Consider the following 13,868-nt stretch of genomic DNA (forward strand, 5'->3'; position numbering starts at 1 on the left):
TTTTTTTGTATTGTATAATTTCCTAAACAACAAAAAAAGACCGCCCTCTAGAGAGCGATCTTAAATGTAGGTTTAAACCTCCAGTGGACTTTCAACAATCTCGTTGATTTCCTCTAAAATCTGCGATTTAATCTTGTCTACTTGATCAAAATCCACGGTTGAAGTATAGATTTGCTTTAACGCAACTAGGAATACTTTTGCGTCTGTAAGATGCTGTGTGGATTGCTTCATGGTGCTCGAATATCGCTCTTTAATGCCAGCTATAGCTTCGGAATATTCTTCATCTGTACCGGGCTGTATACAGCGGGAATACATATCGACGATCTCGTCGGTGTCCCGATCTGGATAGTACTCATGGGGAGCCGTGCTATCAAAAATAGCAAATCCAAGCTCACGCACAATAATCATATCAAGGCTGTTTGGATCGAAGCCACAGTGGTAAATTTCAACATCGAAACCACGCTTGATGCCTTCAGCCGCTATTTTCTTGAGCAGTGTAGATTTTCCGGAGCCCGCACGTCCTTTAACCAGATATCTTTTTAGTCCTGAGGTTAGATTAGGAACAAAATCCACTGCCCCCTTAGGCGTCGCCGCACCTAAAAAACGATGATCTACTCGGCTAACTGTTTCAGATTTCTGATCACTGAACAGAAGTTGAATATACTCCTGTGTCAGCTCGTCGGCTGCTTGAAAATCCATTTTCGCGATGTAAATCGCTTCCCATTCGTCATGTATGCGAAGAGCTTCAGCAAAGCCGGCATAAGCCAATTCATGTTCTTGTTTAATGGCTCCAACTAAATTATCGATTTCCAGCTTCTGCTGACACAACTGGAACTGATCAGCGGCCTGCTCCAAATCTACGAATACGATGGACTCTTCAGGCAGTTCAGGGTTTATTACTCGCGGAGCTGTTCCATCCACAATTCCTATATTTAATTTGGGAATAATCACACCGTCGAATGAATCGTTATCTGATGCAGTGTGGATGAACCAAATCTCAAAACCTTGTTGATTCAACTGCTCTCCAATTTCTCTAATCAGTTTGGTCTGCCCCGTACCTGGGCCTCCTTTTAAAACATACAGACGCGTTAAACTTTGCAATGACGACTCATAGAGGCTGTAAAAGCCGTGAGCCGTATTCCCGCCAGCAAAGAAATTGAGGATTGTTCCGTTCATAATCGCACACCTTTCCGGGCTAATGTCATGGTTCATATTTCATCGTATTATGATTTGCTGGGAAAGGTGACACTTGGCGTAAGATGTTCAGTTATTCTTGCAGTTCAATTTCATCTTTTCTAAATCCCCCAGTAAATTCATTCTTCTAAAGTTTCCCCAAGCTCCATAATATAATTACTCAAACGAAACAACACCCTTCTACTTTTAAATAAGCACATAAAGAAGACAAGCATACGTACTTTACTTTACTGCATAGAAATTATACTGTATATTTATACCATTTAAGTGACGTTAATGGAGGGGTTCACTTGAAGAAAAAGAAATCAAATTCAAATACTCTCATTGTCTTCTCTCTTCTAACAATTGCGAGTTTAATCATTATCTTCTCTTATTTCTCATTAACTGGCTTACCCAATAAGAAACGCGAAATAGCAGATCAAGTAAAAACCTATCTAATCAATGAAAGATTAAATAATTCTGATAATATTCAGGATGTAAATGGAGTATACAGTTTTAAATATGGATACTATCAAGCTGTTGTGAATTTTAAGGATGAACCTAACGTTAATTATACTTATGAAAAAAGAGATGGGGTTTTCACACTCATTGGAGTATCAAATTTACATGGAAATCATATAGATGAAACATTTTATTAAAATAAACATCCCGATAGGTAGCCATCTACCACGTAAAAGCAAAAACACACTAACTATTGTTTAGTGTGTTTTTACTTAAATATCTTGACCTTCTATGAAAACTGTTAACGTGATGACTTAGGAGTTGCTGTAGGCTTAGGAACTTTAAAACCATATTCTTGTGCGTAATTTTCAATACTCCAGATGCCGATTCCCTGCTCTCTTGCTTGATCCTGAATTGCTTTAAATTGATCTACGTATTTCGTATTAGGTGCAAATACATATGCCACACGTGCATAACCCTGCTCTAGCAGAAGCTCATTAAACATTTTGCCATCGATATAGAGATAACAGAGTAGACGACCATATTTATCTCGTTCTGATACATCTAGTTCAATTTGCACATCTTTATTTGTAAGCATCTTTTTGGCATAATCAGAGGCTTCTATCGAAAATGGCTGAGGCTCAGGGATATTCGGATTTACGGATTCTGGAGTATCGACTAGTAGTAAGCGCACCGTTTCTTTTTTACCGTCAATCGTCAGCTTCATGGTGTCACCATCAACTACCCGTGTTACCTTAGCATCTAATAAGCGTCTGGTGTCCTCTTGTGCATTCTTTGCGGTAGCATCCGATTTAGGCTTAGGACTAGTTGTTATAGATGGAACTGGATCTGAAGTAGACTGTTCGGCGATGGTGCAACCGGTAGCTATCCCTAGTATGAGGGTAATGGCTAAACAAATTTTTAATAGATACATTTTACTCATGGATAAACCTCTTTCTTATACATATGTAATAGCTTCATGGGGTCTAATTAAAATAAATCAAAATAGTGAAAAATACAAGTTTGTATTACTTAATATAGAAAGCAACGACAGCTATGTACCAGAAAATAAGATACATGGCTGTCGCTGTTTTAATAAATTCATAATGTCCGTTAATCACCCATCTTAGCTTCTGCTACGTTTAATTTCGAAATTTTTATTTTAATAATGATCGTTAAGAACGCAAGCAGTGAGAACACAATCCCAACCCAGATGAGTTGATGTATTCCCGAATGAGAAATAAACCAACCGCCGATGGCAGTCCCTATAGTAATTCCAAGATTAGAAAAAGAGATAAACAAGCTATTACCAAATTCAGGAGCTTCTTTTGCCTCGGTCGTTAACCAGGCTTGACTGACAATGAGTCCGCCGGAATGCACTGCCCCCCAAATGATTATGATAATAACCATCGGAATGAAATAAGATCCTAGATAATAAACGAAGAGGTAAGTTACCGCATATAGCAGAGGAAACATGATGACGGTCTTTGGAATGCTTTTATGTAAAAGGCCCCCAAATAAAAAGTTCCCAAAAATCATGACTATACCAAAGACCATCAACATGATACTAATCCATGATCCATTCATATGTGTTACTTGACCAAGATACTCAGCGAAGTAGCTATATACAGAAAACATAGCTGCAAAGATAAAAATAACCGTTACAATATTTAACCATAATAGGGGTTTGCGTAGTATACCAAGCTGCTTGCCATAAGACATTTTTTCTTTAACGGGCATGGAAGGAAGCCAAGCGAGTATCCCTAAAAAGGCAATTACACTTACAACAGCACCAAACAGGAAAGCAACTTCTAATGATATTTTGTCCGCGAGATAAGAAGTCAAAGGCACACCAAAAGCAAACCCGACTGTGATTCCAGCGAAAACCTTTGTAACTGCTTTGGTGCTCTTTTCTGGAGGGACAAGTTGAGCAGCGGTCACAAGAGCAACTGAAAAAAAGACAGGATGAAAAATAGCAGGGATAATACGAAAAATCAGCATTACTTCAAACATAGTTGTATAAGCGTACACAACATTTGAAACTGCAAAAATAAGTACAGCCGTTAATAGAATAACTTTACGATTAATACCAGAAGCCAGTAATGTTAGAAATGGACCAGAAATGGCAACGACTAAAGCAAATATACTTACAAGCCATCCAGTCTGTGAAGTCGATATATTAAATTTTTGAGTTATTTGCGGAAGAACACCTATAATCCCCATTTCCGTAGTGATAATACCAAATACACCTAAAGCCAGAATAATGATGAGCAACGGGTTAATCTTTTTCATTTTTAAAATAATCCTCCATTTTATATTCACATATACAGATTTGTAGATATGTATTATCAAAAAAAAGGCTTCCCTCCTCTCATTTATAGTTTCTGTTTAATATACTCGGAAAATTCCTGAATTGTCTTCTCGTTCCGACGATAGTACGTCCACTTCCCAATTCGCTCAGATTCCAACAAACCAGCTTTTTGCATAGTCAATAAATAGCTCGAGATAACAGACTGTGCTAGTCCCGCTTTAGCTTGAATATCTCCCACACATATACCAGTTCGAAAACTTAGGCCTTGTTGTAAATAAGGCTTCTCATCAAAGTATTCCTCCGGAGTTTTTAACCACATCATAATTTGACTACGTGTCTCGTTAGACAAAGCTTTAAATATCACTAAAGGTTCCATGCATTTCATTATATCTACTTTTATAGATTTGTAAATATAAAAGAGTTATTTAGTGCATGAGATATTTCCAAATTAACCAGCAAATCAGTACGGAAACCCACGAAATGAAACCGAATATCATCACGATTTTGTTTTCGCTCCATCCGTATTTTAAACTAAAATGGAAATGGATCGGAGCCATCCGGAACAGCCGCAGCTTCGTGCGTTTGTAGTACCAAACTTGCAAAATAACCGACACCTGCTCCGCAAAATAGACGAAAAACAAAATCGGAAGCAAAAGCTCGACCTTCTCAATGACAGCCAAAATAGAAAGGGAGCCACCGATCGCCAGTGATCCTGTATCGCCCATAAACGCTCTTGCCGGATAAATATTGTAAAGGAACAGCCCAAGCAAACAGCCGATCATGACAAGTGAAAATGTCTGCACTTCAGGTTTGTCCGAAATCATAAAAAAGAAAAAATACGTTGGAATGGCTACATTGATCAGTAGCCCATCAAGACCGTCCGTAAAATTGATGGCATTTGCGGAGCCCACCACAAACAGCAAAATGATTCCGACATAAAGGTACAAAGGCAATTGCAAATAGTGCCCTTGAAACAACGCAATATCGCTCGTCAGGCCGAATGAATGGAACAACACATACAAAATGGATCCAGTAAAAATAAATTGTAACACTAGCTTTGAGCGACCGGTGATGCCGGACGGATTTTGCCAAAAAGCCTTTTTGAAATCATCCAGAAATCCGACGGAGCTGAACAACAAAAACGTGACGCATAAGAGTAACATTAGAGGTCCGGGATGAAACTGTAACGAGATCGCTATTCCGATAAGTAGGACCAACCCTGCCATAAGCGGTGTACCACGTTTGGCCTGATGATCCGCTGGTAACTCGGAGCGAATTGGCTGCGTTAGCCTCAGCCTGTGCAGTGTCCAGATCAACAACGGCGTAAATATCGCCACTAGAAGAAAAGACAGGCCGGAAATAGCCAAAATTCCAAACATATAACAAACTCCCCCATTTTTGAAAAGCATTATTTTAACACTTCCACTCCAAGTACTCTACTCCGGAACTAACTCACACTCACAAAATTGTTTTGAGAGTGATTAAGATCGCTTGAATTATGTAAAGTTTTATCCCTCTCACTTGTATCTTTATTAAAATGATATATGTAAATAAAATTTTGATAAAGAGAAAGTATTCTATTTTTATTTCCTATTTTCGCTCGTCATGTAAGAAATACTTCCGATCAATAAATAAAGGACTGCCTATTCGGCAGCCCTTCATTTATTGATCATTCTTCACCTTCCAGGAATCAACATTGGTTATTAGAATAGAATGGTCCGATATCAAGCTTAAACTTTTATCATAACAATAAATTCAGTACTTCCCTTAACGAATTCAGCTTCCCGGTTAAATCCCATTTTTTCATACAATCGTATCGCTCTATCATTAAATTTTGCCACAGTCAGACGTTTCGAGCTTTTTCCGACCATTGAATCAATTTGGCTTAGAACAGCTGTGAACAATAGAGTCCCATTTCCCTGCCCTGTAAACTCTGGTCTCATCCCTAAGCCAATATCTATAAACCCCTGAGAATATGTATATGACTCATTTGGGACCTGTGCTGAGCTTCCTGTACAGAAGAACCCTACTAACTCTTTATTATCATCAAATACAGAAAAATATGAATCTGCAAGCATTTCACTTATGGCTTCAGGCGTTTGTTCATTGTTGTAAAAATCATACGGTTGTTCATATCTCCAGCTTAAAATATCCCTAGCAGCATCAGCATTCAGCTTTTCCATGTAAAGTTTCATTTCGCACTCTCCTTAATATACATAAAAACCGCTCAACACCAGGATACAGCTCTCCTAAACTCTCCGCTTCAAATCCACATGACTTATAAAATCCAACGGCATCACAATCTGTCTCAGCTTGAAATGTGGTAAAAGACTTGCTAGATAACAATTCATTAATCAACTTACGCCCAATCCCCTTACCTCTTGCGCCTTGTTTTACTGCCACATGAAGAATTACAGCGCTATTCTCTGCTGGGTTGATTTTAATTCCAATAACAGCAGATACTCTTTCACTAACATAATAGCCATACAATTTCCGATATTCGTTAGATTCATATAACCGAATAACATTGTTCATCTTATCGACTGATGGTTTGTAAATACACTCTGAAAGCAATGAAATAATGTCGCTAGTAAACTCTTCAATCTGTCTTATCATTATACGGAAATAGCCTCCTTCCCAACGTTACCAACTCTATAATACTCTATCAAAAAAACCGCCCAGAAGTTTCTTCCGAACGGTTTCATATGCTATTGGTCAATCTATAAGCTCTAGCTTAACTCAAGAGCCCGCTCCCTTATATCTTCTAACACCATAACTCCATGCTAACAGACCAATCCCAAGGAATATCGCACCTACAACAGGTGTCATCAGCGCAAGGTTTGTCATCTCATCACGCTGCAGGAAGAGCGCTGCCGGATAGACTCCGACGAATGCAAACGGAATGACCCACGTAAGCAGCACCTGAATGGCGCGATTGTAGATCGTTACCGGATAACGACCGTAGGTCTGAATGTTGTACATTAACGGGAGAATCCCTGTTGGAGCATCAGAATAGAATGATAAAGAAGTCAGTGTCGTATAAATCCCCGTATAAATGGCGACGGCACTTAACGTAAGAATGATCAGAGCCGGTATCGTCCACCATTCAAAGGGAAGACCCAGATTACTACCACTGATGGCCATAATAATAATACCTATGAATGAGCCCATTAGTGCTGGTGGATCAACATTTTCCAAAAAGATCTGGAACAGATTATGCGCCGGACGTGTCAAAATACGGTCCATCTCACCTTTGACGATATAACGCTCACTAAATCCCCATAGATTCACAAAACAACTAAACACCCCAAAAGGCACCATAAAGAACCCATAAACGAACACTACTTCGTTCTGATTCCAGCCGCCAAGGCTATCCGTATGCATGAAGATTACTAGTATAAAGATAAAGTTTGTAGCCTGAAAGAGCAAATCCGATATGACTTCTACCCAGAAATCGGCGCGATAGGTGAGCCGGGACTTCATATAATTCTTGATGTATTCAATTAATAATCCAAGGTAATACACGTTTCCTCAACCTCCCTGCACGAAGAGACGCTGCCGCGCCGCATGATATAACCAGACAATTGGAATCAGTAAGGCCAGGAACCAAACGATCTGTATCCCCAGTACATTCCAAATTCCAACCCCTTGTACCCGTCCTGTAAATACAGAACCTGGCAAGTAAGTAATCGCCTGAAACGGCAGCACCTTAAGTATAGAAGATAGCCAGTCAGGAAACAGACTGATCGGCACGATCAGACCAGAGAACAGATCAACAATTACCCGCTTCATACGCATCATGCCCTCATTATTCTCAACAAAGAAAGCCGAGAGCCCCGTAATAATATTGATCTGTGAATTAATCAAAAAGCTGAAAAAGAGCATTACAAGAAAACCCGCCCAAGCAGTTGGTGCTGTCGGTAATTGAACCGGGAACAACAACATCGCTATAGCCATACCCGGAATCATAAACAAGAGGAAGCGGAACATTCCCTCACCGAGTCCTTGCATCATTTTGACTAAGACATAGTTATAAGGCCTTATAAACTGGATAGCGATACTTCCGTCTCGTATATCCGTAGAGATCTCACGATCTAGATTATTAAAATAAAACGCACGAGCCATCCAAGAAACAGCGACATAAGACGTCATTTGCGTTGCGGTAAAGCCACCAAGTGAATCCCCATTACCATAAATGGCCATCCACGTGAAATAGTTAACTCCGATATTCAGTGAATAGATCAGAATACCTGAGTAGTAGTTAATCCGATAAGCAAGCATGGTAAGGAACCGGATTCGTATAAAATCTAAGTACGCCCCAAATAGTAATCTACGACTATTCTCTGGAGGACCACCTGAAGAACCTCCTGAGGACGAAGACATAGCTGTTGCAGCATTAAGCTTATCAGACATGTAAAGCCTCTCTTTCATCCTTCAGAGCGGCAGCTTGTTTCTCTGGTTTATCCGCAGACCCGGATTGATAAATACTGCGAACAATATCGTCCGTATTTGTCTCAATGATTTTGATATCAGTAATGTCGGCTTTCCCTACTACCCGTCCCAAAACATCAGATACATTTAAATCCAGCGGTATCCAAACCGATGCTCCAAGATCGTTGTCTGAAGACCAAGTAACTGGCATCCCATCAGTCCAAAGCTCAAGCAATTGCCGTTTCGTTGCATTTCCGAATTGAAATTGAACTTCACGTCCGGTTCCCCAGCGCTGTTTCAGATCTTCTAGGCCGCCGTCATAAATAATCCGACCATCGTCAAGCATGATCACCCGCGAGCAAAGAGCTTCAATATCTTGCAGATCATGTGTAGTCAACAGTATGGTTGTTCCATGCTCACGGTTCATATCTTTAAGGAATTCACGGATCTCTGACTTCACCACAATATCTAAACCAATGGTTGGCTCGTCCAGAAATACAATCGAAGGGTTATGAAGTAATGCTGCGACTAATTCACAACGCATCCGCTGACCGAGACTGAGCTTGCGAACAGGACGATTCAGTAGTTCTTGCAACTGCAATCGTTCGACCAATTCATCCAGCCGTTTCTTGAAGTCTTGTTCAGATACCCGGTATACCTTGCGCAGCAGCTGGAAGGATTCAATGACCCCAATGTCCCACCACAGCTGGCTGCGTTGCCCGAACACCACACCGATGTTCTTCACGAATTTCTCGCGCTCCAAATAAGGAACATAACCGCCCACCGTAAGATTTCCAGAAGTGGGTACGAGAATACCCGTGAGCATTTTGATCGTGGTTGATTTCCCAGCACCGTTCTCACCGATATAACCACAAATCTCACCTTCGGGAATGGAAAAGGAAATATCCTTCACAGCCGTTACTTCCGTATACTCCCTTTTAAACAAATCAGCGAAGGCCCCTTTGAGACCTTCGCGGTTTTTTTGTACTTTGAATGTTTTGCGTAAGTCTTGTACTTGAATAGCAGTCATATTGTACCTCACTAAGCTTAAAGTTGGGTTCCAGTAACCCATTATAATCGAAGGAGTGCAAAAGCACTACCTCAATTTTTACTTAGCCAGTCTTCCTACAATTGGATTCGCTTCTTTCACTGCCTCTAAATGTCCTGAACGAGCCACTTTGGTGCGTAAGTATTTCTCGTTAAAAGAAGATACATCTCCCCACAGCGCTACTCTTTTCACTGCATTCATACCTGCAGTCTTGAGAGCTTCCAGTTTCTTCGGATTGTTCGTAATTAACGTGACTGGTTTATGACGCAGATGCTGTAGAACGCTAATCGCTTCTTCATAATTTCTTGAATCATCAGAAAAACCCAGCTCTAAATTAGCCTCAACTGTATCGTATCCTTCTTCTTGTAAAAGATACGCTAAAGATTTGCTAAACAATCCAATGCCTCTGCCTTCATGGTTAGCAAGATAGAATAACGCACCTGAACCATGTTCGACGATCATTTTCATGGACTGATGCAGTTGGAAGCCACAATCACAACGTTTGCTGCCAAAAATATCGCCGGTATGACAAATGCTATGCATCCGTATCAAAGCTTCATCTGAAGCTTCGAAATCACCATATACTAAAACACTGGATTGCTGACCATCTGCGAGGCTCATGGAAGGTAACTTTGAAATCAAAGCAGCCGTTGCTTCACTATTATCACCAAGAAGCTCTGCATCCGTAGTGTTAAGCCAGTTGTACCATTTAAAAGTAACAGTCTCTCCGTCTAAATTCACGGGTAAAGTAATCGGTCCAACCAATATATTTGTACTGTTTTCTAAAGGAATTCGAGTAATTTTATTTTGTAGGATAGAAATAATATCTGGTTTTGTCATGTGTGACACCTTCCTCAATGTTCATCTAGTATAGTTTCAGCTATACATAAAGATTGAATATTAGTTAAAATATAAGTAACTATTTGTAAGTAAGTTTATCATTGTAATATAACTTCGTCAAGTTATAATATATCTTTAAATATTTATAATTACTTTATGTAAGTTTATGATATAATGAATGTCGAGGTGATATTATGAATGATTTCAACATGTGTCCTCGCTTTGAAAAAGCGGTAGACTTGCTAAGTAAACGTTGGGTCGCGCTGATCGTTTTCGTGCTTATGCCTGGCCCTCGTCGTTTTGGCGAAATTGAAAGCTGTCTGTCCAATTTAAGTGGTAAAGTGCTATCCGACCGATTAAAAGAAATGGAAATCGAAGGTATTATTGAGCGAACCGTATATCCAGAAATGCCAGTACGCATTGAGTACTCCCTTACTCCAAAAGGTACCGCGTTGGCTCCTATACTTGGTGAAATTGGAAATTGGTCTACGGATTGGATTGAGCTTAGTGTTAAAAATTAATCCGACTTATACTAACTTGAAGAGCCCTTTTTGTTCCGAAAATCCGGCAACAAAAAGGGCATTTTAAGTTTTTCGATATATTGTTAAACTGCTATAGATCCTTCCGTTGAAATCGATACAATCCAATTAAGAAGGCCAACAGTGTATAGAAAATCGCATAGACGATAAATGTATTAGATGGGACTGAGGTCAAGTTATCTAATCCAATTAGACTATTGGAAGCATTAAACATCCCGTTCATTTCGTTAATACTAAACAGTTCAGCAGTCATTCTGCGCTGTAACCCGTCTACAGGCATAAGTAAGGACATTATCCCCGTCATATTATTTAGAGTGCTAAGTGCTTCGGGCTCAGATAATAAAGAACTACTTACCTTGTCAATCATTCCTCCAAGCCATCCTGCTCCATAAAGCATCGTCATAAAGACTCCATTCCCAAGGGCTGAGAAGAATCCTGAACCCAGCATAGAAACAGTTATTAGCAACGGTACGATGGAAGAAAAGAGCAAAAATGATTTGAATAACGCTAATCCATCTCTTGGAATTGCGGCATGGGCTTGCGTAATTAGCAATATAGAAATAAATAAAATCAGCGCATAACCTATTCCCAGTGTTACATAACCAAGCCAGCGGCCTGCATACCATTTCCAGCGCGGAATGGCTCTTGGAAGCAAGGCTTGCATCACTCCCTGCTCTGCCTCGCCTGATATGGCGGAAAATGAACTAAAAATAGCTAAAAAAGCAATTACAAAAGCTCCGAATAAAAATCCAAACGATAAAATAAATAAACCATTTGTAAAACGAATAAGAAGTTCTTCTCCGCTAGGAAAATTAGAACCGTGAGACATAGAACTTTGCCCGATCGTACCCGCAATAAACCAGAACCCAATAAGAAAAACCACGGTCATAAGTAATGTCAGCACCATTACTCTTTTGCGCATCAGCTCTTTCCAGGTCATACCCATTATAATTCTCATTCGTGCTCACCTCTGTGGCTTAGTCCTGATACAGCATTCATAAACCACTCTTCTAGACGTTCTTGCTGATGTGAAACTTCATATAAGGTCATCCCTTGTTCTATAATCAGTGTATTCAGCCAACCCACCTGCTCTTCACTTTCCAGCTCCGCTTCCAACCAAACCCTGCTACTATCTATGGATTCTTCGGTATGGGAAGACACCCGGATCTGCAAGCCTGTCTGATCTTTTAGCCACGACAATAAAATAGGCGCATAGCCGCCTACTTTAAATCGCCAGCTCATACGCTTGTTTAACACCTCGGACACTTTACCATGCCGGAGAATAACTCCGTTATTCAGTAGCGCCATTCGGTCGCAAAGCACTTCAACATCCTCTAACAAATGAGAGTTTAGAAATATCGTAACCCCTTTTTCTTTTAGAGTCTGTAATATACGCCGGACTTCCTGACGTCCGATTGGATCTAGAGCCGATGATGGCTCATCCAAAAACACGATAGCCGGCTCATTAACAAGTGCACAAGCTAATCCCAGTCTTTGCTGCATTCCTTTAGAGTAATGCTTCACTCGGTCACGTCCACGCTTACCAATTCCAACCTCATCAAGAAGTAGTGGAATTCTCTTATCTGCTACAGACCGCTGCATTCCGCATAGTCTTGCATGCAGCCTTACAACCTCCTCACCCGTCAGCCATTCCTGATAACGATACAATTCGGGTAAATAACCGATTAGCGATTTCGCTTCTAGCGAACCAATCTTATGCCCAAACAATGTTCCACTGCCACTTGATGGATGAATAAGACCTACAAGCATTTTTACAAAGGTGCTTTTACCTGCACCGTTAGGGCCGAGGAAGCCAAAGGCTTCCCCTTTCCCTACAGTAATACTTACATCTCGACAACCGCGCCCGTTATCATATTCTTTAGTTAGAGACTTGGCTTCAATTGCTGCAGTACTCACGATTCAATCAGCTCCTGAACTTTGGTCATAAGCTTCTCTTTACTCGAATAGAGCTCACCTGACAAATTAAATAGCTGTCCATCCTGAATCCATGTAGCTTGATATACAGGACCGCGGCTGTATTCATAATTGTCAACAATAACTAAAATGTCACCCACAGTTATTTGCTCCGTATTTTCACCAGCAATTAACGGCATTGGGATTTCTCCGGATAAGACCCTGCTTTGCATTAAGCTAGTCTTCAAGTAATCTGGCAGCAGTGGGAAATTCATTACAGCTTCCAAAGCCTCTTCCACTTTAATAGAAGGATCAACGTTTAGTACAGGCGCATTCATCTGCGACAGACTCGCCCAATGTGTTTCGTCAGATGAGAGATTATAATTCACAGTTTCCGGAATATGAAGTGTAATAGGTTTACCGTCAATCGATTCAGGCAGCAGATGATCTGCTCCAATTTTTTTCAGGGCTTTGTTCACTTCGTCAACTTTCAGATTAAGCGTGATATCTTGTGAAGCACCCACCGAAACTGTATTGTGTCCTTCCACTAAAGCAGTCTTTTTCGCTGGATATCCAAGGGTGGACTTCAGTTGATCTGCAGGCAACTCACCAATGTAAGCCCCGCTAGCGTTTGTAAACTCACCGAATTGATTAATGGATCGATTAAGTTCACCGTCTTCAGCCACCTGTGTGAAAATATTACGCAGATCACTCTCATGAACAACCGTGACCTGTTCCATCCGGAACTGATTCAGAATAGATGCCATTGCTGTATTGCCTATTGGGGTCGCAAGTATGACTGCAAAAACAGCTACACTTGCAGCTACAACTCCTAGCTTCCGACGACGGTTCATACGCAGTCGGCGCGGACGTTGTACATTCTTATCATGAGTAGTTACAAGGATGTCCTGTACTACTGTTGGTGTTGACTCTGATTGAAGATTCTCGACATTTGCTGGCTGACTTAAGTTAACAGAATCCTCAGTTTGAGCTTCACTAATTTGACTCCATTTTGCCCATTGAGTATTATAAGGTTCATTCTCTAACTTACTCTGTAGCTTGAGCCAGGCTTCGTCTGTACTTTGCTTATCTTTATCTTGCTTTCCTGAATTGTTATTCATTATTGTACCTCCTGATTTTAAAGATTACT

The 13,868-nt window shown here is 40.5% G+C and carries 16 protein-coding genes; 2 read left to right on the plus strand and 14 right to left on the minus strand.

Annotated features, from left to right (window positions below; translation table 11 throughout):
* Positions 1-72 precede the first annotated feature (72 nt).
* Positions 73-1,176, minus strand: a complete 1,104-nt coding sequence (locus tag CA598_RS24730) for a PRK06851 family protein (protein WP_094878241.1) — start codon at positions 1,174-1,176, stop codon at positions 73-75.
* Positions 1,177-1,484: 308 nt separating this feature from the next.
* On the opposite strand from CA598_RS24730, the gene CA598_RS24735 reads away from it, so the two are divergent.
* Positions 1,485-1,832 (plus strand): DUF3139 domain-containing protein, encoded by a 348-nt coding sequence (locus CA598_RS24735; protein ID WP_179283760.1) that lies wholly within the window; start codon positions 1,485-1,487, stop codon positions 1,830-1,832.
* 104 nt (positions 1,833-1,936) lie between these two features.
* On the opposite strand, the gene CA598_RS24740 is transcribed toward CA598_RS24735, so the two are convergent.
* The 10 genes from CA598_RS24740 to CA598_RS24785 all read right to left on the minus strand — a co-directional run bounded on the left by CA598_RS24740 (position 1,937) and on the right by CA598_RS24785 (position 10,265).
* The gene (locus tag CA598_RS24740; protein ID WP_256990635.1) at positions 1,937-2,578 is read right to left on the minus strand and encodes a thermonuclease family protein; all 642 of its coding nucleotides are present in this window, start codon (positions 2,576-2,578) and stop codon (positions 1,937-1,939) included.
* A 170-nt stretch (positions 2,579-2,748) separates the two neighbouring features.
* On the minus strand, positions 2,749-3,927 hold the full coding sequence (locus tag CA598_RS24745; RefSeq protein ID WP_094878243.1) for an MFS transporter: 1,179 nt from the start codon (positions 3,925-3,927) through the stop codon (positions 2,749-2,751).
* Between the two features lie 83 nt (positions 3,928-4,010).
* Positions 4,011-4,322 carry an ArsR/SmtB family transcription factor gene (locus CA598_RS24750; protein WP_094874126.1) on the minus strand — a complete coding sequence of 104 codons (312 nt, stop codon included), beginning with the start codon at positions 4,320-4,322 and terminating at the stop codon, positions 4,011-4,013.
* A 49-nt stretch (positions 4,323-4,371) separates the two neighbouring features.
* Positions 4,372-5,325, minus strand: a complete 954-nt coding sequence (gene mraY, locus CA598_RS24755) for a phospho-N-acetylmuramoyl-pentapeptide-transferase (protein ID WP_179281744.1) — start codon at positions 5,323-5,325, stop codon at positions 4,372-4,374.
* Positions 5,326-5,676: 351 nt separating this feature from the next.
* The gene (locus CA598_RS24760; protein WP_094878244.1) at positions 5,677-6,141 is read right to left on the minus strand and encodes a GNAT family N-acetyltransferase; all 465 of its coding nucleotides are present in this window, start codon (positions 6,139-6,141) and stop codon (positions 5,677-5,679) included.
* Positions 6,110-6,562 (minus strand): GNAT family N-acetyltransferase, encoded by a 453-nt coding sequence (locus CA598_RS24765; RefSeq protein WP_094878245.1) that lies wholly within the window; start codon positions 6,560-6,562, stop codon positions 6,110-6,112. Before CA598_RS24765 ends, CA598_RS24760 begins: the two co-directional genes overlap by 32 nt.
* 123 nt (positions 6,563-6,685) lie before the next feature.
* Positions 6,686-7,429 carry an ABC transporter permease gene (locus CA598_RS24770; protein ID WP_179281745.1) on the minus strand — a complete coding sequence of 248 codons (744 nt, stop codon included), beginning with the start codon at positions 7,427-7,429 and terminating at the stop codon, positions 6,686-6,688.
* Positions 7,430-7,477: 48 nt separating this feature from the next.
* On the minus strand, positions 7,478-8,227 hold the full coding sequence (locus CA598_RS24775; RefSeq protein ID WP_256990638.1) for an ABC transporter permease: 750 nt from the start codon (positions 8,225-8,227) through the stop codon (positions 7,478-7,480).
* Positions 8,228-8,351: 124 nt separating this feature from the next.
* Positions 8,352-9,407 (minus strand): ABC transporter ATP-binding protein, encoded by a 1,056-nt coding sequence (locus CA598_RS24780; protein ID WP_094878247.1) that lies wholly within the window; start codon positions 9,405-9,407, stop codon positions 8,352-8,354.
* Between the two features lie 78 nt (positions 9,408-9,485).
* The gene (locus tag CA598_RS24785) at positions 9,486-10,265 is read right to left on the minus strand and encodes a GTP cyclohydrolase II (protein WP_094874108.1); all 780 of its coding nucleotides are present in this window, start codon (positions 10,263-10,265) and stop codon (positions 9,486-9,488) included.
* Between the two features lie 194 nt (positions 10,266-10,459).
* Here CA598_RS24785 and catR point away from each other — a divergent pair, with 194 nt between their 5' ends.
* On the plus strand, positions 10,460-10,786 hold the full coding sequence (gene catR, locus CA598_RS24790) for a catDE operon transcriptional regulator CatR (protein WP_094874109.1): 327 nt from the start codon (positions 10,460-10,462) through the stop codon (positions 10,784-10,786).
* A gap of 91 nt (positions 10,787-10,877) precedes the next feature.
* Here the strand turns inward: catR and CA598_RS24795 are convergent, their stop codons facing one another.
* The 3 genes from CA598_RS24795 to CA598_RS24805 are packed head-to-tail and all read right to left on the minus strand — an operon-like array spanning position 10,878 to position 13,839.
* Positions 10,878-11,762 (minus strand): ABC transporter permease subunit, encoded by an 885-nt coding sequence (locus CA598_RS24795; protein WP_094878248.1) that lies wholly within the window; start codon positions 11,760-11,762, stop codon positions 10,878-10,880.
* Positions 11,759-12,721 carry an ABC transporter ATP-binding protein gene (locus CA598_RS24800; RefSeq protein WP_094874111.1) on the minus strand — a complete coding sequence of 321 codons (963 nt, stop codon included), beginning with the start codon at positions 12,719-12,721 and terminating at the stop codon, positions 11,759-11,761. The genes CA598_RS24795 and CA598_RS24800 overlap by 4 nt, the downstream gene beginning before the upstream one ends.
* On the minus strand, positions 12,718-13,839 hold the full coding sequence (locus CA598_RS24805; RefSeq protein ID WP_094878249.1) for a hypothetical protein: 1,122 nt from the start codon (positions 13,837-13,839) through the stop codon (positions 12,718-12,720). Before CA598_RS24805 ends, CA598_RS24800 begins: the two co-directional genes overlap by 4 nt.
* Positions 13,840-13,868: the final 29 nt, after the last annotated feature.

The organism is Paenibacillus sp. VTT E-133291 (genome assembly GCF_002264395.1).
GTDB classification, from domain to species: Bacteria; Bacillota; Bacilli; order Paenibacillales; family Paenibacillaceae; genus Paenibacillus_AQ; species Paenibacillus_AQ nitricinens.